Source organism: Rhodococcus sp. IEGM 1366 (assembly GCF_033142425.1).
GTDB lineage: Bacteria > Actinomycetota > Actinomycetes > Mycobacteriales > Mycobacteriaceae > Rhodococcus_F > Rhodococcus_F globerula.
Window position 1 is genome coordinate 405,367 of the sequence record NZ_JAWLRZ010000007.1, and the last position, 23,505, is coordinate 428,871.

23 protein-coding genes are annotated in these 23,505 nt (G+C 61.7%); 10 read left to right on the forward strand and 13 right to left on the reverse strand.

Annotated elements, in window-relative coordinates; genetic code table 11:
* Nucleotides 1-25: 25 nt before the first annotated feature.
* From R4P64_RS22875 to R4P64_RS22885, 3 genes are read right to left on the reverse strand one after another with little or no spacing between them, the layout of a single operon-like run.
* The gene (locus tag R4P64_RS22875) at nt 26-619 is read right to left on the reverse strand and encodes a PaaI family thioesterase (protein WP_317822831.1); all 594 of its coding nucleotides are present in this window, start codon (nt 617-619) and stop codon (nt 26-28) included.
* Nucleotides 597-1,226: a PaaI family thioesterase gene (locus tag R4P64_RS22880; RefSeq protein WP_317545205.1), complete on the reverse strand. Its 630-nt coding sequence runs from the start codon at nt 1,224-1,226 to the stop codon at nt 597-599. Before R4P64_RS22880 ends, R4P64_RS22875 begins: the two co-directional genes overlap by 23 nt.
* A gap of 17 nt (nt 1,227-1,243) precedes the next feature.
* Nucleotides 1,244-2,170, reverse strand: coding sequence for a TIGR03564 family F420-dependent LLM class oxidoreductase (locus tag R4P64_RS22885; RefSeq protein WP_317545203.1), 927 nt, complete (start codon nt 2,168-2,170; stop codon nt 1,244-1,246).
* Nucleotides 2,171-2,369: 199 nt separating this feature from the next.
* On the opposite strand from R4P64_RS22885, the gene R4P64_RS22890 reads away from it, so the two are divergent.
* A complete protein-coding gene (locus tag R4P64_RS22890; RefSeq protein WP_141485100.1) occupies nt 2,370-2,951 on the forward strand; it encodes a nuclear transport factor 2 family protein in 582 nt (193 codons plus the stop codon).
* 57 nt (nt 2,952-3,008) lie between these two features.
* On the opposite strand, the gene R4P64_RS22895 is transcribed toward R4P64_RS22890, so the two are convergent.
* Genes R4P64_RS22895 through R4P64_RS22905 form a run of 3 tightly spaced genes read right to left on the reverse strand, consistent with a single transcriptional unit; the run spans nt 3,009 to nt 5,959 of the window.
* Nucleotides 3,009-3,791 carry an enoyl-CoA hydratase gene (locus tag R4P64_RS22895; RefSeq protein WP_033236979.1) on the reverse strand — a complete coding sequence of 261 codons (783 nt, stop codon included), beginning with the start codon at nt 3,789-3,791 and terminating at the stop codon, nt 3,009-3,011.
* A gap of 10 nt (nt 3,792-3,801) precedes the next feature.
* On the reverse strand, nt 3,802-4,977 hold the full coding sequence (locus tag R4P64_RS22900; protein WP_033236980.1) for an acyl-CoA dehydrogenase family protein: 1,176 nt from the start codon (nt 4,975-4,977) through the stop codon (nt 3,802-3,804).
* Nucleotides 4,961-5,959 carry an acyl-CoA dehydrogenase family protein gene (locus tag R4P64_RS22905; RefSeq protein ID WP_045064781.1) on the reverse strand — a complete coding sequence of 333 codons (999 nt, stop codon included), beginning with the start codon at nt 5,957-5,959 and terminating at the stop codon, nt 4,961-4,963. Before R4P64_RS22905 ends, R4P64_RS22900 begins: the two co-directional genes overlap by 17 nt.
* Nucleotides 5,960-6,135: 176 nt before the next feature.
* Between R4P64_RS22905 and R4P64_RS22910 the strand changes: the two genes are divergently transcribed.
* The 3 genes from R4P64_RS22910 to R4P64_RS22920 are packed head-to-tail and all read left to right on the forward strand — an operon-like array spanning nt 6,136 to nt 8,795.
* Nucleotides 6,136-6,792 carry a TetR/AcrR family transcriptional regulator gene (locus tag R4P64_RS22910; RefSeq protein WP_230590427.1) on the forward strand — a complete coding sequence of 219 codons (657 nt, stop codon included), beginning with the start codon at nt 6,136-6,138 and terminating at the stop codon, nt 6,790-6,792.
* Between the two features lie 56 nt (nt 6,793-6,848).
* Nucleotides 6,849-7,673 carry an acyl-CoA thioesterase gene (locus tag R4P64_RS22915; RefSeq protein WP_033236983.1) on the forward strand — a complete coding sequence of 275 codons (825 nt, stop codon included), beginning with the start codon at nt 6,849-6,851 and terminating at the stop codon, nt 7,671-7,673.
* Nucleotides 7,674-7,715: 42 nt separating this feature from the next.
* Nucleotides 7,716-8,795: a dihydrodipicolinate reductase gene (locus R4P64_RS22920; RefSeq protein ID WP_317822833.1), complete on the forward strand. Its 1,080-nt coding sequence runs from the start codon at nt 7,716-7,718 to the stop codon at nt 8,793-8,795.
* A gap of 9 nt (nt 8,796-8,804) precedes the next feature.
* Here R4P64_RS22920 and R4P64_RS22925 read toward each other — a convergent pair whose 3' ends face one another.
* The 3 genes from R4P64_RS22925 to R4P64_RS22935 are packed head-to-tail and all read right to left on the reverse strand — an operon-like array spanning nt 8,805 to nt 12,337.
* A complete protein-coding gene (locus R4P64_RS22925; RefSeq protein WP_033236984.1) occupies nt 8,805-9,683 on the reverse strand; it encodes an ArgK/MeaB family GTPase in 879 nt (292 codons plus the stop codon).
* 58 nt (nt 9,684-9,741) lie between these two features.
* Nucleotides 9,742-10,881: a thiolase family protein gene (locus R4P64_RS22930; RefSeq protein ID WP_233365038.1), complete on the reverse strand. Its 1,140-nt coding sequence runs from the start codon at nt 10,879-10,881 to the stop codon at nt 9,742-9,744.
* Nucleotides 10,874-12,337, reverse strand: coding sequence for a class I adenylate-forming enzyme family protein (locus R4P64_RS22935; protein ID WP_045064786.1), 1,464 nt, complete (start codon nt 12,335-12,337; stop codon nt 10,874-10,876). The genes R4P64_RS22930 and R4P64_RS22935 overlap by 8 nt, the downstream gene beginning before the upstream one ends.
* Nucleotides 12,338-12,389: 52 nt before the next feature.
* Here R4P64_RS22935 and R4P64_RS22940 point away from each other — a divergent pair, with 52 nt between their 5' ends.
* Together R4P64_RS22940 and R4P64_RS22945 are read left to right on the forward strand one after the other, a co-directional pair.
* Nucleotides 12,390-13,151 (forward strand): SDR family NAD(P)-dependent oxidoreductase, encoded by a 762-nt coding sequence (locus R4P64_RS22940; protein WP_033236987.1) that lies wholly within the window; start codon nt 12,390-12,392, stop codon nt 13,149-13,151.
* A 194-nt stretch (nt 13,152-13,345) separates the two neighbouring features.
* The gene (locus tag R4P64_RS22945; protein WP_233365036.1) at nt 13,346-14,239 is read left to right on the forward strand and encodes a TIGR03619 family F420-dependent LLM class oxidoreductase; all 894 of its coding nucleotides are present in this window, start codon (nt 13,346-13,348) and stop codon (nt 14,237-14,239) included.
* Between the two features lie 61 nt (nt 14,240-14,300).
* Here R4P64_RS22945 and R4P64_RS22950 read toward each other — a convergent pair whose 3' ends face one another.
* Genes R4P64_RS22950 through R4P64_RS22965 form a run of 4 tightly spaced genes read right to left on the reverse strand, consistent with a single transcriptional unit; the run spans nt 14,301 to nt 18,437 of the window.
* A complete protein-coding gene (locus R4P64_RS22950) occupies nt 14,301-15,068 on the reverse strand; it encodes an enoyl-CoA hydratase/isomerase family protein (RefSeq protein WP_033236989.1) in 768 nt (255 codons plus the stop codon).
* Between the two features lies 1 nt (nt 15,069).
* A complete protein-coding gene (locus R4P64_RS22955; protein WP_233365034.1) occupies nt 15,070-16,158 on the reverse strand; it encodes an acyl-CoA dehydrogenase family protein in 1,089 nt (362 codons plus the stop codon).
* Nucleotides 16,145-17,050 carry an acyl-CoA dehydrogenase family protein gene (locus R4P64_RS22960; protein WP_033236991.1) on the reverse strand — a complete coding sequence of 302 codons (906 nt, stop codon included), beginning with the start codon at nt 17,048-17,050 and terminating at the stop codon, nt 16,145-16,147. The genes R4P64_RS22955 and R4P64_RS22960 overlap by 14 nt, the downstream gene beginning before the upstream one ends.
* On the reverse strand, nt 17,031-18,437 hold the full coding sequence (locus R4P64_RS22965; protein WP_317822834.1) for a class I adenylate-forming enzyme family protein: 1,407 nt from the start codon (nt 18,435-18,437) through the stop codon (nt 17,031-17,033). Before R4P64_RS22965 ends, R4P64_RS22960 begins: the two co-directional genes overlap by 20 nt.
* A gap of 139 nt (nt 18,438-18,576) precedes the next feature.
* Here R4P64_RS22965 and R4P64_RS22970 point away from each other — a divergent pair, with 139 nt between their 5' ends.
* The 4 genes from R4P64_RS22970 to R4P64_RS22985 all read left to right on the forward strand — a co-directional run bounded on the left by R4P64_RS22970 (nt 18,577) and on the right by R4P64_RS22985 (nt 23,501).
* Nucleotides 18,577-19,623 carry a ferredoxin--NADP reductase gene (locus R4P64_RS22970; protein WP_033236993.1) on the forward strand — a complete coding sequence of 349 codons (1,047 nt, stop codon included), beginning with the start codon at nt 18,577-18,579 and terminating at the stop codon, nt 19,621-19,623.
* 366 nt (nt 19,624-19,989) lie between these two features.
* Nucleotides 19,990-20,943, forward strand: coding sequence for an ABC transporter permease (locus tag R4P64_RS22975; RefSeq protein WP_033236994.1), 954 nt, complete (start codon nt 19,990-19,992; stop codon nt 20,941-20,943).
* Entirely contained in the window at nt 20,940-21,842 is a 903-nt protein-coding gene (locus R4P64_RS22980; RefSeq protein WP_033236995.1) for an ABC transporter permease, read from the forward strand. Before R4P64_RS22975 ends, R4P64_RS22980 begins: the two co-directional genes overlap by 4 nt.
* A gap of 90 nt (nt 21,843-21,932) precedes the next feature.
* Nucleotides 21,933-23,501, forward strand: a complete 1,569-nt coding sequence (locus R4P64_RS22985) for an ABC transporter substrate-binding protein (protein ID WP_317822835.1) — start codon at nt 21,933-21,935, stop codon at nt 23,499-23,501.
* Nucleotides 23,502-23,505 lie beyond the last annotated feature (4 nt).

Consider the following 23,505-nt stretch of genomic DNA (forward strand, 5'->3'; position numbering starts at 1 on the left):
AAAACAATTTTTTTTGTATCAATTGTTAAAAAAAGTGTCTGTTATAAAAATACTTTCGTCGGTGGGGGGGGGTTGTGAAGTGTACCCCCCCCCCCCCCGACACCGCCAGGTACCCGTCCACGGTGATCTCACCGCGAGCGCGGACCTTCTCGTCTTCATCGCTCATCCGACAACCGGTGATCACAACGCCTTCGAAGAGTGGGAGCGGCTGGTGGTAGCGGACCACCAGTTCCTCCAGAAGGGTCGATCCCTCCGGGTGTGTCAGGCCGAGTATGTGATCGAGCATCAGCGCCGACATCCCACCATGCACAAGTCCCTGCGGTCCTTGGTAGGGCAGGCCGAGCGAGCCGGTCGCCCGGACAGTGCCGTCAGGCAATCTCTCCAGATCCAGGGGCGGTGCGAGGGCATTGCCTCTCCCACTCACAGGGTCACGGAACTCCACGGGTCCAGCGTTCTGCTCGAGCGCCGCTTCGATGCGGTCGAGTTCGTCGGCTACCGCGACCAGGGCGGGATCGTTCTCGTCCACCCTCAGGAGAAGGTCAGTCAATCGCCGCAGTCCGTCCGCCGCGTCGTCGATCGGTGACAGGTTAATCACGTCAGCCCTGTCGATCCTGGCCACGAGCCCCTCCTTCGCGCGGAACGATGAACAGTCCTTCTGCACTCACGCACAGGTCGTGTTCCCACCAGATTTCTCCACGGCACCAGGACTTTCGGCCGTCTACGTATACATGCCAGGCCCGCACCGTCAGGTCGCAGCACACCGGCATCGGGTGGTGGTAGCGAAGCATCAAACCTGCTGTCATGGCGGGGACTCCTGCTGCCATGTTCGCTTCCGCGAGAGCAACGTCGAGGACCATCGCAGCAAAACCCTCATGCACTACTCCGAGGGAACCCTGATGCGCGACCGAAAAAGTGACTGTCCCCTCGTTACCGTCGCCGATGTGACGCAAGTGGAGCGGAGCTGCAAGCACATTGGCGGATCCGACTACCGGACTGTATCGGACGATCCTGCCGATAGTGTTCATCTGATTCACCCGCTCCGCGGCAGAGCAGGAGCGAGCCTCGAGATCGTCAGCGAGAGCATGTATCCGCGAGGCCAGGGCAGAGAGCCCCGGCATGTCGGAGCGGGCGGCCGCTACAGCCGCTGTCAGCCGCCGCACGGACACAACAGCTCGGGCAACCTCATCCGAATCCTGCTGTGCCACCGTGTCCACGTCGTACCTCATTCGGTTCCTCCCGGAAGTTACCCTGTTACCGGAGTTGCCATTTCGGCGAGAAGATCAGTGGTCCGGCGGACGGATTCCTTCCGGTCCGCACCGACGGGGAAGACGGCAGCCCAGATATCGGTCGCACCGGCATCCACCAGGGACTGCAATTGTGCGCGCACCGATCGAGCGTTGCCGACAATCGCCACATCCGCTGGGCTGCTTGCTCCGCCGGCGTCGAGAACCCGTTGATAGTTGGGCATTCCGGCATACGCGGTGGCATTTGCAGCAACAGCGGCACGGGCTTCGTCGGCGTCGTCGTGAACCGCCACCGGCAACCCGGCAACAATTCGGGGTGTCGGCCGACCCGCAGATTCCGCAGCAGTATGGAGCGCGGGAGCGATGTGGGACTCGATCACCTTGCCCGACGCCATCCATAACACCGTGCCATCGGCGTATTGTCCTGCCACCCGCAACATGCGGGGCGACATGGCGGAGAGCAGCACCGGGACGTCGTGGACGACCTTGGCCATCCGGCCGGCACTGCGCGTCGACCAATCCGCGCCGCGGAAGTCGACGTCTTCACCGCGAAGCAGTGCGGTGACGATCTGTACATATTCTTCGGTATTGCGACCCGGGCGGTCGTAGGACAAGCCGTACACGTCCCGGACCAGCGATTCGTGCGAAGGTCCGAGCCCCAATGTGAATCCCTTGCGTCCCATGGCCTCTGCTACGGCAGCAACGCGATTCGCCTGCAGTAGCGGATGGCACGGATAGGTCTGCAAAACAGCAGTTCCGAGCTCGATCGACGTCGTGGCCCGGCCGGCTACCGCAAGGGCGGTCAGCGGATCACCGGCGACCGTGCTGGCATACCAGAGTGAGGTAAAACCGTCTGCCTCTGCTCGTTGTGCTTGCTGGACAATTTTGTCGGTGGACGAAGCGCCGCCGGTCAATCCGATTCGCATGATTCCTCCAATGTTGGAGTGGCTGATCCCGGCCACCGTCTGGCGCGAATCACGCTGCCAGAGAATTGGGTTGGCCTCGACGGAGAAAGATGGCCCCCGGCCGAATCACGCCACGGTTGGACTATACAACTGTATAGTCCAATACGTCTATCGCGGCAAACTTTCCCGCCGACATCACATCAGCTGAAATGAGCAGAGGATGACCCTCGACAACTCCACCGAGACCCAGCAGCTCGAGACACTACAGAAAGAAGTTCGCTATCTCATGGATCGCACCGCGATCCTGGACTGCATCAGCCGGCACGCCCGTGGATGCGATCGACACGACATCGATCTCATCACCGCCGCGTACCACGACGACGGCGTCGACGAGCACGGGTTCGCAACCAATACCGGTCCCGAATACGGTGAATGGGCGAACACTGCCCACGCCGAAACCTCGCAGGTACACACGCACAACATCACCACGCACTCATGCGACATCGACGGCGAGGTCGCACATGCCGAGAGCTATGTCATCGTTGTCCTCGTCGGCAATGACGGCAAGAGCGCGCAATTCATCAGCGGACGCTATCTCGATCGCCTGGAACGGCGAGAGGGGCAGTGGCGCATTGCAGTTCGGAGATCAACCGTCGAGGCAATGTTCATCGCCGACGCACGGGTGCTGCAATCGCCCTTCTTCACAGAAAAGGGCTACCTCGTCGGCACCCGCGACCGCGAGGATTTGTCATACGAACGTCCGCTGACGTTGGAGAAGCCTGCACCCGCAAGGTGGGAATAACCCTGTGCGCCTTTCCGGTAGCGCGAACTACCAGAAAGGCGCACAGAGCCGAAGGCCCTACTTGATCTTTTCCTTCATCTCGTCCAACTTCACCAGGATCGGGTAGCCCGAAACGCTGAGGGCATTGCCGTGACCGGTCTGGTGGATGTCGAACACGGACTGCACGGCAGCATAGAAGCCCTGCACGTCGAGTGTCTGGTTGACTGCGCGCTTGGCCTGACGGAGGCCGAATGACGGCATCTCGGCAATCTGCAAGGCCATGGCGCGCGCCTCGGCATCGAGCTGATCGCGCGGCACAACCTTGTTGACCATGCCGGTCTTCTCAGCCTCTTCGGCCGTCACCGGACGACCGGTGAAGAGGATTTCCTTTGCCTTACGGGCGCCGAGTTCCCAAGTGTGACCGTGGTATTCGACGCCGCCGATGCCCATCAACGCAACCGGATCGGAGAACAATGCGTCCTCGGAAGCAATGATGAGGTCGCACGGCCAGCACAGCATCAAGCCACCCGCGATGATGCGCCCCTGAACCGCTGCGATCGACGGCTTGGGAGTGTTGCGCCAGCGCAACGTGTATTCCAGGTATCGACGGCTTTCGGCGCGGTAGATCCATTCCAAGGTGATTTCCTTGGGCGAGGGCCAACGATCATTGAGGTCGTGACCGGCCGAGAAGTGCTTGCCTTCGGCGCGAACTACGATCACCGCGACGTCGTCGTCCTCGGCCGCACGGGTCCAGGCTGCGTCGAGTTCGTCGAGCAACTGCATGTTCTGGACGTTCGCAACTTCGGGACGGTTGAGGGTGATGGTCGCGATCTTGTCGGCCACCTCGTAGAGAATGTACATGTCAGGCTCCTCAGCTTCGGGGAAGGCCGAGCACGCGCTCGGCGACGATAGTGCGCTGGATTTCGGAGGTTCCACCGGCGATCGTGCCGGCGAAGCTTCGTGCATAACGTTCGAACCAACTCGAACTGAAGGCCTCGTTGTCCATCGGGTTGTACGCCGACGTCAAAGCCGGATGAACCAAACCTTCGGGTCCGGCGGCGATCAAGGCTTCTTCCGAAGAGCGTTGTACCGCTTCGGAACCGAGCAGTTTGAGTATCGACAGGGCGGCCACGTCCTGTTCACCGCGAGCAGCGCGCGCCAACGCTGCCGAACCAAGCAGACGCAGCGCCTGATGGTCCATCACGAGCGTCGCGTAGTGATCCCGGTCGATGTCCGTCGCCGGATGGAAGTCCGCCATCAGATCTTGCAGGCGATCGGCAAAGCTGAGCCACAACAGGTTTCGCTCGTGTCCGAGCGAACCGGTTGCCACTGACCACCCCTTGTTCAGTTCACCGATCAGGTTCTCTGCCGGAACTTTCACATCGGTGAAAAACACTTCGTTGAAATCGAGATCATCGTCTGCGCAGATGGATGCAAAGGGCCGGCGAACCAAGCCTGGTGAGTCGGTGGGGATCATCAGCACACTGATGCCCTGATGCTTGGGGGCGTCGGGATCGGTGCGGACGAAGGTCAGGATCACGTCGGCGTCATGCGCGCCGGATGTCCAGACCTTCTGACCGTTGACCACAAAATGGTCTCCATCACGATCGGCACGGGTGCGCAGCGACGCAAGATCCGAACCTGCGCCTGGCTCGCTCATGCCGAGTGCAGCGGTGATCTCAGCACGCAAAATCGGTGCGGCCCACTGCTTTTTCTGCTCCTCGGTTCCGAACGAGAGCAACGACGCGGCGATAATGCCCAGTCCTTGCGGATTGAAGCTGTGATAGATCCGCCGCTTCGACAGTTCCTCCAGATGCACGTACTGCTCGAGGATCCCAGCATTGCGCCCACCGAATTCCGGCGGGTTGCCCGGTAACAGCCAACCGTTGTCGAACTGCAGACGCTGCCATTCGCGCGCCCACTGCGGAATATCCGCGCTGGATCCGGCGCGCTCCGCGGCCTGCGCCTCGCTGGGAAGATTCTCGTCCAGGAAAGCGCGGAACTCTGCCCGGAATTCCTCGACGTCGGCGTCAAAGTTGAGTTGCACGGTACTCCTCGGCGATCAGCGCCCGATGCTGTGCCGCACCGCCGAGCAGTAGCTCACCGGCTTTGGCACGCTTGAGCGCAAACTGTAGGTCGTTTTCCCAGGTGAAGCTCATCGCTCCGAACAGCTGCATTCCGTTGCGGAACACCAACGATTGGCACTCCCCGGCTGCAGCCTTGGCCATGGACGCGGCCAGCCGCCGCCTCGGGTCGTTCTCGGCAATCGTCAGCGCTGCGTAGTACGCGAGGGCGCGGGCACGCTCGATTGCAAGGTGCATGTCGGCAGCTTTGTGCTGGACAGCCTGGAACGATCCGATGAGGGAACCGAACTGCTTGCGGTTCCGCACATGGTCGAGTGCAAGATCAAGGACGCGCTGACACGCTCCGACTGTCGTCAGCGCCATTCCGGTGAGCGCGAGGTCCATGGCCCGTGCCGGATCTGCGCTACTGCGCTGGTCGACGCCGACCCGCACGCCGTCGAACGACACTTCCGCAACATGAAGCACCGGATCGAAAATCGGACTGCGCGTCGCTGTGACGTCCGCGGCCGGAACAACAAAGACTCCCGCCGACGTGACGACGGCCAACTTCTCGGCGCGATCACCGTCGAGTACGCGGTGCGCCGTGCCGTCCAGACGCCACCCGTTTCCGTCACGGCTGGCACTGACGCCCTCGAATACTGCCGTTCCCGGCTGCTCAGGATCGATCGGCTCACTCGAAAGTGGAGCAAATTGTGTCATTGTCGCCAGGTAGGGAGTGGGATCCGTCGCTCGGCCCAACTCTTCCAAGACGATTGCCAATTCAACTGCGGTATCAGGGTCGGTCAACTCGGTCCAACCGAGCGAAACGTAAGTTTTCCAAATTTGTATCGGGTTGGCGTCGTTGTCGACGACGTCCCGGATCAGCGACGACGGGCATTCCTTTGCCGTCACTTCGCGCACGGTGTTTTGCCATAGTCGCTGATCGGAGTCGAACTCGAAGAGCATCCCGAACTGCCTCCCTGTCGGAGCTGCGGTGCATTATTGTTTGAGAATAGCATTCTCGCTCAGCGATAGTAATAGTCTCGAAAATGTAAATAACACTTGGTCGTTCCACTGTGACACAGACATCTCCGGTACAGTGCAAACATGTTTTTGACAATCGGAAGGGGGCTGGTGCAGTGGTGACCACGCCCAGCGAAGAGCCGGCATGGAAGCAACGGTCGGTCGAGCGTTCCATCAAGACCGCAAAGCTTCGCGCAGAGCAACGCGTGCAGCGATTTCTCGATGCGGCACAGTCGATCATCACCGAAAAAGGCACCACCGACTTCACCGTGCAAGAGGTGGTCGACCGGTCCAAACTGTCCTTGCGTAGCTTCTACCTCCAATTCGACGGTAAGCACGAACTACTGTTGGCATTGTTCGAAGACGCCCTGAGCCGTAGCGCCGAACAGATCCGTGCAGCGACCGCCGGTACATCCGAACCGATGGACCAACTCAAGATCGCCGTCGAGCTTCTGTTCGAGTTCTGTCGTCCCGACCCGGCTGCTCAGCGTCCGCTGTTCACCGATTTCGCCCCCCAGTTGCTGCTGTCGCATCCGGCCGAGGTCAAGGTTGCCCACTCCTCGCTTCTCGCATTCTTTGTCGAACTGATGGAAAAGGTGAGCGAAGCAGGACAGTTGCGCGAGGGCGTCAACCCCCGCCGAATTGCCGCCATGACCATGCAGACGGTGATGTTCATTGCGCAGTCCAGCGGCGCCCCGGACGACGCGACCGTCCATCCCATTTCCTCCGACGAGGTCTGGGCCTTCTGTTCACAGGGGTTCGCACACAAGGGCTGAAAAACAGGATTGAGAACTTCATTCTCAATTGAGGAAATTTTATATACACTCGGCCGATGTCCGAGTTATGGAACGACCTCCTAGCCTGCCTCGACCTGCAACCGCAGACCGGACGAACTGATACCGACGAGAATGCGACAACCCTCGTTTTCGAGGGTCCCAACCTGCATTTGACGTACCACCGACTTTTCGGCGGGCAAATTCTCGGTCAGTTCGTCCGCGCGGCCGAATTGACCTGTCCGAACAAGAGCATCAAGTCGCTTCATTCCCTGTTTGCCAGGGAAGGCAGCGCCGACGAAACCGTCCGCTACGAAGTGACGCGTCAACACGAAGGCCGTTCCTTCGCAACATTGACCATCATTGCGCGCCAATCCAAAGGCGTCATCGCCACGTCCCTGATCTCCATGCATGCTCCCGAGGACGGCCCGGATCGTCAGTCAGAGAACACAATTGCGTCGCCACTCGGCGAAGAGTTCCGGACCGACGTCGACCTGATCCCGTGGGAAATACGCACCGACGTCGACCTCAACTCCACCGACACCGGCGCGCCCGAGTTCGAAATGTGGATGCGCACCCCACCGGTCAGCCAGAACCTCGCGCCCGCCATCGCCACCTACGCCACCGACCTCACGCTGATCGGCACCGCCCTACGCCCGGTCGACGGATTGAGCCAACTCGGCAACGGAACCACTTTCACGTCCGCAGTCACCTCACACAATCTGTGGTTTCACCGACCCTTCACGACCGACTCGTGGCTATTGCTGCGTCAGGACAGCCCCGTGACTGCTCACGGGCGCTGCTTCGGCCGCGGCGACGTGTACTCCGAAGACGGCAACCTCGTTGCCTCGTATGCACAGGAAGCCCTGCTCCGCCTACCGTGACAACCGATTCTCGGTAGCACCGACCGATCAGTTAGGTGTGACATGAGTTCAAATACACTGTCCGACAGCGCTGTCCAGAGAACCTCTGCCGTGAGACCCTACCGGGTGGTTCAGTGGGCGACCGGCAACATCGGCACCCGCTCGTTGCGCGGCGTCATCGAACATTCAAATCTGGAATTGGCCGGGGTATACGTGCATTCGGCTGACAAGGCCGGTCGTGACGCCGGTGAACTGTGCGGTATCGACGACGCCGGGGTGGTGGCCACCAACAGCATCGACGACGTCATCGGGCTGGCCGCGGATTGTGTGCTGTACATGCCACGCCAGTTCGACGCCGACGAAGTATGCCGCATTCTCGCGGCCGGCTCGAACATCGTCACCACTCGTGGAGAATTTCACTACCCTGCCGGCATGGACCCAACACTGCGCGAGCGGATCGAAGCCGCGTGCCGAACCGGAGGAACGTCGATCCACAGCACCGGCAGCAGTCCCGGATTCGTGACCGAGGCACTCCCCCTGGTGTTGAGCTCGATTCAACGTCGCCTGAACCACCTCGCGATCAGTGAATTCGCCGATCTCTCCCAACGTAATTCACCCGGGATACTCTTCGACGTCATGGGATTCGGGCTCACCCCGACCGATTTCGACGAGAACCGAATCGCACACGTAAAGTCGAACTTCGGTCCGTCTCTCCAGCTGGTCGCCGAGTCGATCGGCATGCCGCTCGACTCCGTCGACGCCCACGGCGAGCTGGCCACCACCCGAACTACAGTCCAGATCGCAGCGGGAACTCTGGAAGCGGGAACCGTTGCCGCTCAACGGATCACCGTGAGCGGCAAACATGCCGGCCGAGAACTGCTGAGCTTCTGCGCAACGTGGTACTGCTCGAGCGAACTCGACGTGGACTGGAAGATTCGTGACACCGGCTGGCACATCGACGTCGACGGCGATGCGCCACTCGACATCGATCTTCGTTTCCCCATCCCCTTGGAGAGGATGAGCGAGACCGCCCCGGCCTACACGGCAAACCGGGCAGTCAACGCCATTCCTTCTGTCTGTGATGCAGCTCCGGGAATTCGTACGACACAAGATCTTCCGCAGATTGTCGCAGATCTGAGCTAGCTGGCTTTCCTACGTTCCGAGCAGTCGCGCCGCGGCGGTGTACGCATCGCTGCGGCCCGCTGCGACGGCGGCGGCAAGTTCGTCGAGGTCTGCGTGGGCACGCAGCCTCGATTGCGCCAACGACAGAATCTGCACCCTTGCCCGAGCTGTGCGTCTGGCAAGGGTGTCTGCACGCTGGTGAGCGTCGATGGCATCGGCCAGTTCTTCCGCACCAACACCTTTGGACGCAATCAGCTTGAGAATGGGGACGCCGGCCTCGGCGCGCAAGTCCCGGACGGTCTGATCCGCACCCTCTCGATCCGCTTTGTTCACGACCAGGATGTCGGCAACCTCGAGCAGTCCGGCCTTGGCCGCTTGAACTGCATCCCCCGCACCGGGATTGAGAACGACCACTGCGGGATCGGCGATGGCCGAGATCTCGATTTCGGACTGCCCGACGCCCACCGATTCGAGCAGAATCAGATCGTAGTCGAGCGCCGCGAGGAGGCGGATCGCTGCGGGTACGGCAACGGCCAGACCGCCCAGGTGACCGCGAGTGGCCACCGAGCGGATGAGGACGTCGGCGTCGTCGATGTGCTCTGCCATCCTGATTCGATCGCCCAACAATGCCCCGCCGCTGTACGGCGAGGAAGGATCGACCGCAAGAACGGCAACCCGCAGTCCGCGCTGACGGTAGGCCCGCACGAGGACTGCGATGGTGGTCGACTTGCCTGCGCCCGGCGGACCGGTCACTCCGACCACCCGCACCGGTCGTGAGCCGACGATGTCGAGAACTTCTTCTCGCCGACTACTCTCGACCAGACTCAACAGCCGACCCGCGGCGCGCAGTGAACCTGAGCGCGCCGCGGTGACAAGATCCTCGATCGTTGCAACGGTAATTACAGTCATCGAGTACTCGAATACCTCTCGGCCCCAGTCGAAATCCCAGTCGATATCCCAGTCGACGTCACGGAGCCGGAACCTCGATGACAACCGCCGAACCCATACCGCCGCCGGCGCACATGGCTGCCACACCGATTCCGCCGCCGCGGCGTCGCAGCTCGTGCACCAGGGTCACCAGCATGCGCGCACCGGTAGCTGCCACGGGATGCCCGAGAGAACATCCACTGCCGCTGACATTTACACGATCGGCATCGATTCCGAGCATCTTGATCGTCGCCACGCACATGGCCGCGAACGCCTCGTTGATCTCGAACAGATCCACGTCGGCCAACGACATTCCCGCGCGTGCCAACGCCTTCGGAATTGCCTCGACAGGAGCCAGACCCGTGAATGCGGGATCGACCGCGACGGATGCCCACGACTTGACGGTTCCCAGTCCCGGCATTCCCAGATCGCTGCTGGCGATGGTGAGAACCGCAGCAGCATCGTTGGCGCCGCTGGCATTTCCAGCGGTGATGCTGAAGCCTTCGATCTCGGGGTGCAGCACCTTGAGCGAGCCGAGCTTCTCCAGGCTCGTCTCACGGCGCGGATGCTCGTCGACGGAGAAGAGTCCGTGAGGTGTGCTGATGGGCACGATCTCTTCTTTGAACCGCCCCTCGTCAATGGCGCTCACTGCCTTCTGGTGCGAGAGCAGAGCCCACGCGTCCATGTCCTCGCGCGAGACTCCGGCCTTCACTGCGGCGTTCCAGCCCACCGTGATCGACATGTCCTTGTTCGGCGCATCGGGGCGATCCGGGTGCGTCGGGGACATCCACGGCACAAATTCGCCGTCGACGCGGAACAAGGACCTCGGGCTGGTCGACGCGGAGTTGACGCCACCGGCGATGATCAGCTTGTCCATCCCGGAACGGATGGACCCTGCAGCGGCCTGCACGGCGCCCAGGCTGGCCGCACAGTGCCGGTTCAGTGCCAGGCCTGGCACCGTAGTCAGGCCCGCGGTAATTGCCGCGTGGCGGGCGATCACGCCGCCGCCGTACAGTCCCTCGGCGAGCATGACGTCGTCGATCTGACTCGCGTCGAGAGTTTCTGCTGCCGCCGCGACGACATGGTGCGCGAGGTCGTGAGCGGTGGTGTCTCGCAACGTTCCCTTACCCGCGGTACCGATGGGGGTTCGCAGAGCGGAGACGATAATTGCTTCAGGCATGGGTGTTCTCCAATTCGGCCAGCAGAACGCGGCGCAGTAGTTTTCCGGTTTCGGTCTTCGGGAGTTCGTGTCGGAACACGACGATGTCGGGAGTCTTGGACGAACGCAGTCGTTCCTTGACCCACGCCTTGATCTCTGCCTGATCGACCTCACCGACGAGAACAGCAACTATCCGCTGTCCCCATTCAGGATCCGGAACGCCGATCACAGCAGCCTCGATGATGGCGGGATGCGCAAGAAGCACGTCCTCGATTTCTGCGGGGGCGATGTTCTCACCCCCTCGGATGATGGTGTCGTCCGCGCGCCCCTCGATGAACAGGAAACCGTCGGAGTCGAGTCGGCCGAGATCACGCGTGGCGAACCAGCCGTTCTCGTCGAGGACGCTCCGGTTGCCGTACTCACCGGAAATCTGCTCGCCTCGAACGAACACCAGGCCGGTAACCCCGGCACCGACCGGATCACCGTCCTCGCTGCGCACCTCGATTTCGATGCCCGGCAGCGTTTTTCCGACCGATCCGAGACGATCACGCACTGCCGGATCGGTAGAGGCAAACGCAATCCGGTGATCGTCGGGGCCGAGAACTGCCACCGACGACGCTGTCTCCGTGAGTCCGTAGGCATTGACGAATCCGGTATCCGGGAAGCTTCGCAGCGCGTGCTCGAGTACCGGCCGGGGTGTTCTCGATCCGCCGTACGCCAAACTTGCCAGCGAGGGAGTATTTGCATCGTTCTCCCCCAATTCGGCGACAACACGCGCCAGCATCGTGGGAACGAGCATTGCGTGAGTGACGCTTTGGCTCCGGACGGTGTCGAGCCACACGTTGGCGTCGAAAGCGGCCAGATAGACGATCCGACGCCCGGTGTAGAGGTTCGAGAGCAGGTTCGTCAGACCGGCGATGTGGTAGGGCGGAACAGAGACCAACGACGCGTCGCTCTCGTCGGCCGACGAGAACTCCATGGTGTTGAGCACGTAAGCAAGTAGATGCCGATGCCGGAGTATCGCGGGCTTGGGATCAGCGGTGGTTCCGCTGGTGTAGATGATTGCGGCGACGCTGTCACCGTCCCACTGTGGAGCCGGAGCATCGGATGGAGCCGGAGCTTCGGATTCGGCCGAATCCTGCTGTATCGCTTCGATGTCGATCAGTTCGTCGAGATCGTCGAGACGCAGCACCAGTGCACCGGGGTGGCGGTCGATCAGGGCAGTCAACTGCTGATCGCCCAGTCGGTAGTTGAGTGGCACGAACGGAACCCCGGCCATCGCGGCGCCGAACAGCGCGACGGGGTACGCGAGGTGGTTGGTGCCGAGGTAGAGCACGGCAGGGTATTGCCGGAATCGGTCGGCGGCGCGGCGGGCAAGGGCAAGGAGTTGCGCGGCGGTCAATGACCGATTTTCGACGGTCACTACGGCCCGATCGCAACTCGATGCGGCCATTTCTGCAATCATGGTGATGTTCATGAGAACATTATTCTCTCAACAGAGATCAATACTTGCAAGAAGGGAAATCGAAATGCAGATCAACGGTTGTTCCGCCATCGTCGTCGGTGGCACCGGAGGGCTCGGCGAGGCTACGGTTCGCCGTCTCCACTCGGAGGGAGCCAAGGTCGTCGTGGCCGACGTTGCCGACGACAAGGGCAAGGAACTCGAACGCGAACTCGGCGTTCGATACGTCCGCACCGATGCCGGCGACGAAGACAGCGTTCTTGCCGCAATCGCCGAAGCCGAATCACTGGGTCCGCTGCGCATCTCGGTCGACTGCCACGGCGGCCCCGCCGGTGGCGGCCGCCTGGTCGGCAAGGACGGCAGCGCCATGAGCCTCGAGGCGTTCACGACCACGATCAATTCGTACTTGATCTCGGTGTTCAACGTGATGCGCCTGTCGGCAGCAGCGATGGGTCGTCAGGAGGCTCTCGAGAGTGGGCGCGGCGTCATCATCAACACGGCGTCCATCGCCGCGTACGAAGGCCAGATCGGCCAGCTGCCATACTCCGCAGCCAAGGGCGGTGTTGTCGGCATGACTCTTGTTGCCGCACGCGACCTCTCGCCGCTCGGCATCCGCGTCGTGACGATCGCTCCCGGCACTTTCCTGACGCCCGCATACGGAAAGGCCGGCGATCAGCTCGAGGCGTACTGGGGACCGCAGGTTCCGCATCCCCAGCGCATGGGCCGCTCGCCGGAGTACGCCACGCTGGTCTCCTCGATCGTGGAGAACGATTACCTCAACGGCGAGGTCATCCGCCTCGACGGCGCACTGCGGTTCCCCCCGAAGTAAATTGCCGGACCGCGACGCCAGGGGGCGTCGACGCCAGTGCGACGCCCCCGACCGTTCGCGAAACACTATGAAAACCTTTGTTCTGCAATAACAATCAAAGATTCTGGTTCCCCGACAACTTGAATGCCAGTCCCATACTGTGTCCGCATGACTTCCATACATTCGACAACCAGCGGCCAGCGTAGGGCAGAAGCATGAAATTCTGGACCGGCACAGCCTTCATGAACACCGCCGAGATGCCCTCCGTCGCAAAGATGCTCGACGAAAACGGCTACCACGGCGTCCTCGTATCGGACCACCTCATCTTCCCGCGTGAACTCAAAACACGTTATCCGGCAACGGAAAGCGGCGTGCCGTACTGGCAACCCGACACCGAGTGGCCCGATGCCTGGGTTCTCATCGGCGCAATGGCCGCGGTGACGGAGAACCTGCATTTCGGCAACAACGTCTACATCGCTCCCGCGCGCCCCATCCTCGAGGTCGCCAAACAGGTGGGCACCGCGGGTGCACTGTCCAACGGACGCGTGTCCATCGGACTCTCAGCCGGCTGGATGCGTGAGGAATTCGAACTACTCGGCCAGGACTTCGACAACCGTGGACCACGACTCAACGAAATGATCCAGGCACTGCGGGCCCTCTGGAAGGGCGGCTGGGTGTCGTGGAAAGGCGAGTACTACGACATCCCGGAAATGATGATCGAACCGCACCCGCCTGCCCCTGTCCCGATCCTCTGCGGCGGCGAATCCGCTGCCGCGCTCAAACGCGCAGCGCGTTATTGCGACGGCTGGGTCGGGACTGCATACACGCTGGAAGAAGCCACTGTGTGGATCGACCGGATCAAGGGCTACCGCCGCGAATACGGACGCGAAAACGAGCCTTTCGAGATCATTCTCGGATTGTTCGACGAGCGGACACCTGACCTCTACAAGCGGGCAGAAGACATCGGCATCACCGGCGTGATGTGCTCACCGTGGGCCGACTGGGACCTCCAGCACAGCGGAGACCACTCGCACTTGAAGGGAAGCGCGGAGCAGTACCGAGCCCCCATCGAGAAGTTCGCCGAAGAGATCGTCTCCAAGTGCCTGTGATGTGAAAAGAAAAGGCTGGGCACAGATCCCCTGGTGCCCAGCCTCTTCCACTTTCTCCGATTCAACTCTTGACGGCGGTGAGCTTCGCGATGTTGTCCCGGAAATCCTCGCTCTGGAAAGTCAGCTCTTCTGCCGTCGTCGCGAAGTCGAGTGTGGCAAGAATCGCCCGCTCGAGGTGCATGTTCAGCAGTCGCTTGGTGCTCTCGACGGCCTGACGCGGCTGCGAGGCAATCTTTTTCGCGCATTCGATGGCGTCGGCAAGTGGATCGAGCGACACATGGTTGGCCAGGCCGAGCGTGCAGGCCTTCTCCGCTCCGATGCGCGTCCCGGTCAATGCGTATTCCTTTGCCAGCAGCAGACTGATCTGCAGCGGCCACGTCAGCGGTCCACCGTCGGCGGCAACCAGTCCGACCTGTACGTGCGGGTCGGCCAGGTAGGCGGATTCTGCGATGTAGACGATGTCGCTCAGTGCAACGAGGCTGCATCCCAGGCCGACGGCCGGGCCGTTGACAGCCGCGATCACGGGGACACGGCACCGAGCCATTCCGAGCACCAGATCACGACCGTGCGCGATTGTGCGAGCCCGCATTTCGGAGTCTTCGGCCAACTCTGCGAGGTAGGCAAAATCGCCACCCGCCGAGAAAGCCTTACCGTTGCCGGTGAGTACTGCGGCACGGGCGTCACGATCCGCGCTGAGCCGTGGCCACAACTCCGCCAAGCCGGTATGCAGACTGTCGTTGACGGCGTTGAGCGCGTCCGGTCGATTGAGAGTGATGATCCGCAGCGAGCCTTCTGCGCGGACGTCGATCTCTTCGGGCATGTCGTACATGTCAAACTCCCAATCCGAGAATGCGCGAGGCAATGATGTTCTTCTGAATTTGTGATGTCCCACCCATGACGCTCTGGGCGCGGCTGTACAGGTACGAACCGAGCATCTCGGTGTCGCGGCTACCCGCCTCCGTCAACGCTGCGTGCCCGACGGCCTGATCCACCCAGGTCATCAGGAGCTTGTCGAGCGAGCCCTCAGAACCGTGGGAGAGTCCGTCCAACTGCTCGGACAACCGGCGACGCACGTGTAGCCGCAACATCTCTGTTTCCACTGCAGCCCAGGCTAATTCCGTCGACGGCGGTCCGTCGCTCCTGGCCGCGAGCTGGCGGACCAGTTTGCCGTAGCGCGCCGCATAGCCCAGCGTGGAGGGTTCACGTTCGTGCCCGACAACCGTCATGGCCAACGCCCAGCCTTCACCGGGAGCACCGACCATCTGATCGACCGGCACACGAGCACCGTCGAAGAGCACCTGGCCGAACTCCTTGGTGACACCGTTCATCATCTTGAGCGGACGCTGCTCGATACCGGGCTGGTCCATCGAGACGATGAATGCGGTCAGTCCGCGGTGACGCTTTGCATCGGGTTCCGTCCGCGCCAAGAGCAGGCACCAGTCGGCGACATCGCTGTAGCTTGTCCAGATCTTGTGGCCGTGTATGACGTACTCGTCGCCCTCACGGACGGCGGTGGTCGTGAGCGAGGCAAGGTCCGAACCGGCACCTGGCTCACTGAATCCCTGGCACCAGCGTTCGGTGCCGTTGATCATTCCGGGAAGGAAACGACGCCGAAGATCCTCACTGCCGTGCCTGCCGAGTCCGTGTACCAGGTATCCGAGGCTGGGCCGAGGCGGAGCACCCGCTATGGCCAGTTCCTCGTCGACGATGACGTCGTAGACGGGCGGCAGTTCCTGTCCGCCATATTCTTTGGGCCACGATGCGCCGAAGAATCCGCCGCTGTAGAGCGCCTGATGCCACTCGCCCTGCCGTGCCCAGTACTCGTCTCCCGAGCTCGGGAATGTCTTTGCCCGCTCAGCTGCCCATGACCGCAGTCGGTCTCGGAAAGCGGCTTCTTCCGGCGAATCACGAAAGTCCAAGGTCGATCTCCTCCAGCCTTACGGGAAACAGTTCGGTGGACGTCAATGCCCGCCGCAGGTACACATGCACGAGGCACTCCCACGTGTTGCCGATTCCGCCGTGCACCTGCACTGCGGTTTCACACACGGTTCGAGTTGCCCGTGCGCAGTAGATCTTTGCGATCCGCGCCGCTGCGATCGCCTCGGTCGGCGGCAGCTCGTCCACGGCCCACGCCGCGTACCGGAGCACACTCACCGATCCTTCGATCAGCGCGAGGCCTTCGGCCAGCAGATGTGCAACAGCCTGGTACGACCCGATCGCCGTGCCGTACTGCTCACGGACCTTGGCGTACTCGGTCGCAACATGGTGAGCGCCCCGCGCCGTGCCGACCAGATCGGCACAGGTAGCGACGAGCGCAAGTGCCTCCCACCGCGTCACGTCGTCCGTCGATATCTCCCCGAGGGAATCCGTCGGATCGAGCAACTCGGCAAAACCTCTGGTCAGATCGGCGCCTGCAGCTACCGGTCCGACGCGGCCGGCAAATGCCTTGTTCTCACGCAAGACGAGAGCGTGGTCGAGACCGGTCGCGTCGACCGCCTCGTCACCGACAGCTATTGCCCACGTGAGCTGATCATCGGCGACATGACGACGTAGATCGTCGGCAAGCACCGGTCCGAGAAATGGAACGTCGACCAGTCCGCGGCCGAATTCCTCTGCGACGATAGCAACTTCGACGCCAGACGCTCCGTCCGAGCGGAGTGAACGCCAGCCGGTTGTGGCCACCGCCTTCTCCAGACGAGCGATGCGAGAGCCGTCCTCCAAATCGAGGACCGAACCCGGTCCCAAATCGTCGGCCAGTTTTGCGGCAGCGTCACGCAGCTGCCGCTGTTCATTAGTCAGACGTACGTCCATAGCGCTCCTTGAGTTCTCGGCGCAACACCTTGCCGGAGGGCAGGCGAGGAATTTCGGGCACGAACACCACTCGCCGCAGGCGTTTGTAGCCGGCCATCCGGCCGGCTACGAGTTCCATGAGTTCCACTTCCCCGATCGAGCCGCTTGTCGCGACAGCCGCGACGATCGCTTCGCCGTCTTTCGGGTCGGGGATTCCGAACACCGCGCAATCCGCGACGTCGGGGTGTCCGTGGAGGACTGCTTCGATCTCGGCCGGGGCTACCTGGAAGCCGCGAACCTTGATCATTTCCTTGAGGCGGTCGGTGATTCGCAGCCAACCGTCGTTGTCGAGATGTCCGACGTCACCGGTGCGGTACCAACCGCCGGCGAACGCACCGGCGGTTTCCTCGTCGGGAAGATACCCAGCCATGACCGAAGCCGACAGTGCCTGGATTTCTCCGGTCTCGCCGGTGCCGAGCACCTCGCCGGTTTCGGTGGACACGATTCGAAGGCTCACGCCCGGTGCCGCACGCCCCACGCTGTCGAGTTGTGCACCCTCGACGGGGTTGCACGCAATGACGGGCAGCTCGCTGGCACCGTACGCCGGCATCCACCCGACACCTGTTCGCCGCGTGACTTCCTCGGCAACGCTAGGTGTCACCGGCGTTGCGCCCCACATGATGTAGCGCAGCGACGAGAGATCGTACGATTCGAGTTTCGGATGCGAGGCGATTGCCAGAGCGATGGGCGCCACGGCCATTTCGACGGTAATCCGGTCTACCTCGATGTGGTGCAGCATCGTATCGAGATCGAATCGGCGGTGAAGCCGCAGCCATGCACCGGACTCGAGTGCCGTCACGATGTTGAGCAGCCCGAGTATGTGTGAAGGCGGAGTCACGATCTGCATGCGATCGCGTTCCGTCAGCTCCAGCACGTCTCGCCACTGCTCGACGGCAACGGCAAACGACCCATGAGTGTGCCGGACCGCCTTGGGTAAGCCGGTTGTTCCCGAACTGAAGACGAGAACGGCATCCGACGCAGGATCGGGCTCGCCGAACGTTTCGGTATCGGCGCTGCACGAGACCGACTCGTCAAGGCTCAGCATCGGCATCAGTTCCGCGAGCACAGGATTGTCTCCGATTGCATACACGGGGCTCGTTGTCGCCAGTGCGTGCGCAACCTCGACGCTCTTCCACGCCGGACTGATCAGCACGACAGCGGCGCCCGCGCGCCAGATCGCAAGTACCGCGACTACAAACTCCGGACGATTCGACGACATGAGAGCAACGCGTTGACCAGCAGTGACACCATCCCGAACCAGCCGCGATGCAAGCGCGTCGGCTAGCGTCTCCAGCTCGTCTCGGCTGTATTTCTGTTCGTCGAACACAAGGACGCTCTGCCCGCTCATCCTTGGCTCCTCACTGGGGGATGGGGGCTAGCGCATCCCCCGTCTCGCGTGTACAAATGCTTCATTGAGAAGATCCTATCTCGTTTGAGAGAATAGTATTCTCAAACTTATAGAATCTCAATATCAGCAGGAGGTAGCCATGGCGAGACCACCGTTGTTCCAACGAGCGACCGTCACCCGGATCGTCAAAGAGAGCTCCGACGCGCGTACATTTGTTCTCGCTCCGGCAGACGGTCCGTTCACCTACAGCGCCGGGCAGTTCTGCACATTCCGCGTCGAGGTCGACGGCACCGAACTGTTCCGGTCGTACTCGATGTCGAGCTCACCGGACACCGACAACGAATTGATGACCACCGTCAAACGTGTTGCCGGAGGCAAGGTCTCGAACTGGCTACACGACAATGTCTCCGAAGGTGACGAGGTGGTCGTCACCAGGCCGGCCGGCACGTTTCGCCTTCGCGAATCCGAGGCGCCGTTGCTCGGGTTCAGCGGCGGCAGCGGCATCACCCCGATCCTGTCGCTCGCCAAGACCACTCTCGCCACCACCGATCGCGAGGTTCACCTTCTGTGCGCCGATCGTGATCACGACTCGATGATCTTCGAGCGCGTTCTCTCGGAACTCGTCGACCGCTACCCCGGTCGGCTCACCGTCACACGCCACCTCGACGACAAGAACGGATTCCTCGACAAGGCCGCAGTACTCGACTTTGTCGGCAAGCACGTGGGAGCCGACAGTTACCTGTGCGGCCCCGAACCCTTCATGGACCTGATCGAATCGGCCCTACCGGGACCGGGTCGCGTCTTCAGCGAACGATTCGGCAGTGCGGCCGAACCGATTGTGGCCGAACCGATCGTGGCCGAACCGGTGAGCACCGGTGAATCTGCCGCTACCGAACCAACTTCCACCGAAGTCACCGGAACAGTGACCATCGTTCTCGGGCGAAAGAAGACCTCGGTACCACGACACCCCAACGAGACTCTGCTGGAAAGTGCTCGGCGCGCTGGACTTACGCCGCCGTTCTCCTGCGAAGCCGGAAACTGCGCAACCTGCATGGCACACGTCACCTCGGGAAGCGCCGTGATGAGAATCAATGACGCACTGACCGACGAGGAGGTGTCGGACGGCTACGTTCTGACCTGCCAGGCAATACCCGACTCCGAGTCGATCACAGTGAAATACGAGTGAGACAGGAGATTCCAGGCCAAAAGTCGTTGTAAAACAACAGAATTGACGCATTCGCTCGGGGCCATCAGCTCGCCGACATGAGCAACATCGCCGTGCCCAATTTCGGCAGACACGCTGAGGGCGCTACTTTGACAACCCTCAATCCTGTTGAATTAAACGATCATTCACTGGAACTCGGCGAACGTCGAAATGCACCAACGGGAGTTCGATCCAGGTTTCTCTTGCTATTCGCAGCGATCATTGAATATATTACAACAAATCCAGGTGCGCCAAGAGTGCGCATAATCACACGCAAGCTTCGTAACAGTCCAAAATCTCTGCATACAAGGAACTTTGGCCTCGCTTGCATGATGAAAGTCGAGTTGGATGATTCTCACAATTACGAGGCGTGTAGGCCGCAGCTTGGTGGTCGTCTTGTTGGTAGCGGCAGCAGCTGTTCTGCTGTTGAGCCTGGCGCCCGGGTCTGCCGCCGAGGTGATCCTGGGTGAAAACGCTACCCCCGAGGCCGTTGCGGCGATGGAAGCAAAGATGGGACTCGACGTTCCCGTCTGGACTCAGTACTTCAATTGGCTCGGTGACGCATTCCGCGGAGACTTCGGAACCTCACCGCTCACCGGTCAGTCAGTCAGCGAGGCCATCGTCGAGCGCCTCCCTGTCACCCTGCAATTGGCCGCTATGGGCCTGATCATTGCTCTGGTTGTTGCCGTTCTGATGGCCGTCGCCTCCGCGTCGCGCCCAGGAAGCAAGCTCGACCGCGGCATCAATGTCGTTTCGGCTGTGTGCCTCTCGGTTCCCGCGTTCATCGCCGGCCCGGTCCTGATCTATTACTTCGCGATCAAATTCCAGCTCTTCCCGGTGACAGGCTGGTCGCGTATGAGCGAAGGCCTCGGTGCAAACCTCCAGAGCGCACTGCTGCCCGCGATCGCAATCGCGTTGACCGAGATCGCCGCATTCCACCGTCTGCTGCGCACCGACCTGATCGGAACCCTGCGCGAGGACTACGTGGCAGCGGCTCGGGCGAAGGGAATGCCCGGGTGGTACGTGATGTTCCGGCACGCGCTCCGACCGTCGTCGTTCTCCCTGATCACCGTTGCCGGCATCAGTCTCGGTCGACTCATCGGTGGCACCGTCATCGTCGAAACACTCTTCGGTCTACCCGGTTTGGGACAGCTCATCTCCTCGTCCATCACGTCGCGCGACGTGATCATGGTCCAGGGAATCGTGGTCTTCATCGCGATTGTGTACGTGGGTATCAACACCCTGGTCGACCTCAGCTACGGATTGATCGACCCACGGGTCAGGAAGGTTGTCGGAGCATGACGCGATCAGTTGTCGAAGACCGGACCGGCTCGCAGGACGAGCAACCGTCGGACCCGCCGGCACCTCTGGTGCCACCGGCGAAGAAGTCACGATCCATTCTGGTGTACCTCTCCTTCGGTTGGCTCGTCACTGTGCTTCTCGCAGCGGCGCTGGCAAATGTCCTGCCCATTGCTTCCTACTCCGTTCCGGTTGGCGCACCGCGCCTTTCACCGTCGTTCGAATCCCTCGATCTGCTGCTGGGGACGGACACCCTCGGGCGGTCGATGCTCTCCCGCATCATCTACGGCGCCCGTGTCTCGCTCCTTGTCGGTACTGTAGCCGGATTGATCGGATTTGTGGTGGGCTCCTTCATCGGCCTGATCGGCGGCTACTTCGGTAGGCGTCTCGATTCCGGCGTGACCCTCCTTGCCGACGCGATGCTCGCATTCCCGCCGTTGATCCTGCTGCTGGCGCTGGCGTCCGTCCTGACCCCCTCCATTCCGACCATGCTGCTCGGACTGACCTTGGTCGTCATCCCCGGATTCATCCGTCTGGCCAGAGCCAACACAATGGCGTGGAGCTCGAGGGAATTCGTCCGGGCCGCACGGAACATGGGCGCCGGCCACTGGCGAATCCTGTTCAAGGAAATCCTGCCGAACGTCCTCGCTCCCCTGGCTGCGTTCCTGCCGATCATCATGGCCGCCCTGATCGTCGCCGAAGGCTCACTGAGCTTCCTCGGCCTGGGAATCCCACCGCCACAGCCCAGTTGGGGCGGAATGATCGGCGACGGCAAGAACTACATTGCCGACTACCCATACTTGGTCTTCGTTCCTTCGTTGGCGATCTTCTTCACGGTGTTCGCCCTCAATCAGGCAGGTGACTTCCTCCGCAACAAGTTCGACCGCACTCTGCACGACTGAACCTCGAGGACTGCACGACTGAACGACCAAGACCGTTTTCCCGCTCGACACGACGTACTCATTTCCACGTTCCACCTGAGAGGGCTTTCCATGATCCGAAAAAGACGCTTACTGACAGCGGTCGCGATGGTGTGTACCGCAGCATTCGTGCTGACCGCCTGCGGCTCCGATTCCGGCAGCAGCAACGAGGGCACCACGGCTGCAGGCGATCCCGTATCCGGCGGTGCCGGCCGCGCGATCATGGCGGGCGAGCCGCGGTCCCTCGACCCGGCCACGCTGTCCAACACCTGGGCACACCAGGGCATCCTCGGCAACTCGCTGTACGGCACGTTGATGATCAACGACACCAAGACCCTTGACGTCACATACACCATGGCCGAGGACTTCTCGACCGCCGACGGTGGTGCCACGTTCAACCTGAAACTTCGCCCGAACCTGAAGTTCTCGGACGGAACACCTCTCGACGCCGAAGCGGTCAAGTTCAACTGGGAGCGCCTCAAGGACCCGGCTCTCGGTTCGACGTCCGCTCGCTACGTCGCACAGATCGCCAATTTGAGCGTCGTCGATCCGGCCAACCTCGCGGTCACGATGGTTACACCTACCCCGCACTACTCGCAGACCCTCATCGCCAGCTCGATGAACTGGATCGCCTCACCGGTCGCACTGCAGAAGGGTCAGGCCGGATTCGACGAGAACCCCATCGGTGCCGGACCGTTCACGCTCACCAAGTGGGCGCGACAGGACTCCATCGAATTGGCAAAGAACCCCACGTATTACGACGCACCGCGCCCGTACCTGGATACCCTCACCATCCGTGTGGCCGCTGATACCAATCAGCGTTACAACACACTCTCGACCGGTGGCGCTGATCTGATCAACGAATCGAACTGGCAGACGTTGGATACCGCCGAGACCGCGGGCTTCCCGACCGAAATCGTTCCGATGGGCGGCGGCCAGTACTTGTCCATGAACTTCCGACGCGCCCCCTTCAACGACGAGCGTGCCCGTCGTGCAGTGTCACTCGCAGTTGACCTCGACGCCATGAACACCGTCGTCTACAGCGGCAAGGGCGAGGTCCCGGAGACCCTGTTCCAGGAATCCTCCCCGTTCTACGCGGACATCAAGTTGAGCGAGTACAACAAGGCCGAAGCGCAGAAGCTCTTCGACGAGCTCGCCGCTGAAGGCAAGCCTGTCTCGTTCACCTTCACGTCGTACCCGACGGCCGAGAGCAAGACCGCCGGTGAGGCACTGCAGGCACAGTTGAGCGCCTACAAGAACGTCGAGGCCAAGGTCGACGTGGTCGACTACGCCGCCGCTACCGCCAAGATGGGCACCAAGGACTTCGACATGGTGATCTCCTCCGCGATCATCCAGGATCCGGATTCCATGTGGTCGACCTTCCACAACAAGTCCCCTGGCAACATCATCGGTGTCGACGATCAGGAACTGAGCGACGCACTCGATGTCGGCCGTACCTCGCAGTCGCAGGACGAGCGCAAGGCCGCGTACACGACCGTGCAGGAGCGCCTCGCCGACCTCACCGTCGGACTCTGGTACATCCGCGCAGCACCGTCGACCGTGACGGGCAAGGACGTACAGGGCGTCACCATGTACGGCTCGGGCTCGCCGCTCACCGACGCTATGTGGATCGCGAAGTAGCCGA

Excerpts from the sequence above, each read along its gene's own strand:
- R4P64_RS22880 (WP_317545205.1), bottom strand. The coding sequence starts at position 1,226 with ATGAGGTACGACGTGGACACGGTGGCACAGCAGGATTCGGATGAGGTT.
- R4P64_RS22885 (WP_317545203.1), bottom strand. The coding sequence starts at position 2,170 with ATGCGAATCGGATTGACCGGCGGCGCTTCGTCCACCGACAAAATTGTC.
- R4P64_RS22890 (WP_141485100.1), top strand. The coding sequence starts at position 2,370 with ATGACCCTCGACAACTCCACCGAGACCCAGCAGCTCGAGACACTACAG.
- R4P64_RS22895 (WP_033236979.1), bottom strand. The coding sequence starts at position 3,791 with ATGTACATTCTCTACGAGGTGGCCGACAAGATCGCGACCATCACCCTC.
- R4P64_RS22905 (WP_045064781.1), bottom strand. The coding sequence starts at position 5,959 with ATGCTCTTCGAGTTCGACTCCGATCAGCGACTATGGCAAAACACCGTG.
- R4P64_RS22915 (WP_033236983.1), top strand. The coding sequence starts at position 6,849 with ATGTCCGAGTTATGGAACGACCTCCTAGCCTGCCTCGACCTGCAACCG.
- R4P64_RS22920 (WP_317822833.1), top strand. The coding sequence starts at position 7,716 with ATGAGTTCAAATACACTGTCCGACAGCGCTGTCCAGAGAACCTCTGCC.
- R4P64_RS22925 (WP_033236984.1), bottom strand. The coding sequence starts at position 9,683 with ATGACTGTAATTACCGTTGCAACGATCGAGGATCTTGTCACCGCGGCG.
- R4P64_RS22930 (WP_233365038.1), bottom strand. The coding sequence starts at position 10,881 with ATGCCTGAAGCAATTATCGTCTCCGCTCTGCGAACCCCCATCGGTACC.
- R4P64_RS22935 (WP_045064786.1), bottom strand. The coding sequence starts at position 12,337 with ATGAACATCACCATGATTGCAGAAATGGCCGCATCGAGTTGCGATCGG.
- R4P64_RS22940 (WP_033236987.1), top strand. The coding sequence starts at position 12,390 with ATGCAGATCAACGGTTGTTCCGCCATCGTCGTCGGTGGCACCGGAGGG.
- R4P64_RS22945 (WP_233365036.1), top strand. The coding sequence starts at position 13,346 with ATGAAATTCTGGACCGGCACAGCCTTCATGAACACCGCCGAGATGCCC.
- R4P64_RS22950 (WP_033236989.1), bottom strand. The coding sequence starts at position 15,068 with ATGTACGACATGCCCGAAGAGATCGACGTCCGCGCAGAAGGCTCGCTG.
- R4P64_RS22960 (WP_033236991.1), bottom strand. The coding sequence starts at position 17,050 with ATGGACGTACGTCTGACTAATGAACAGCGGCAGCTGCGTGACGCTGCC.
- R4P64_RS22965 (WP_317822834.1), bottom strand. The coding sequence starts at position 18,437 with ATGAGCGGGCAGAGCGTCCTTGTGTTCGACGAACAGAAATACAGCCGA.
- R4P64_RS22970 (WP_033236993.1), top strand. The coding sequence starts at position 18,577 with ATGGCGAGACCACCGTTGTTCCAACGAGCGACCGTCACCCGGATCGTC.
- R4P64_RS22975 (WP_033236994.1), top strand. The coding sequence starts at position 19,990 with ATGATTCTCACAATTACGAGGCGTGTAGGCCGCAGCTTGGTGGTCGTC.
- R4P64_RS22980 (WP_033236995.1), top strand. The coding sequence starts at position 20,940 with ATGACGCGATCAGTTGTCGAAGACCGGACCGGCTCGCAGGACGAGCAA.
- R4P64_RS22985 (WP_317822835.1), top strand. The coding sequence starts at position 21,933 with ATGATCCGAAAAAGACGCTTACTGACAGCGGTCGCGATGGTGTGTACC.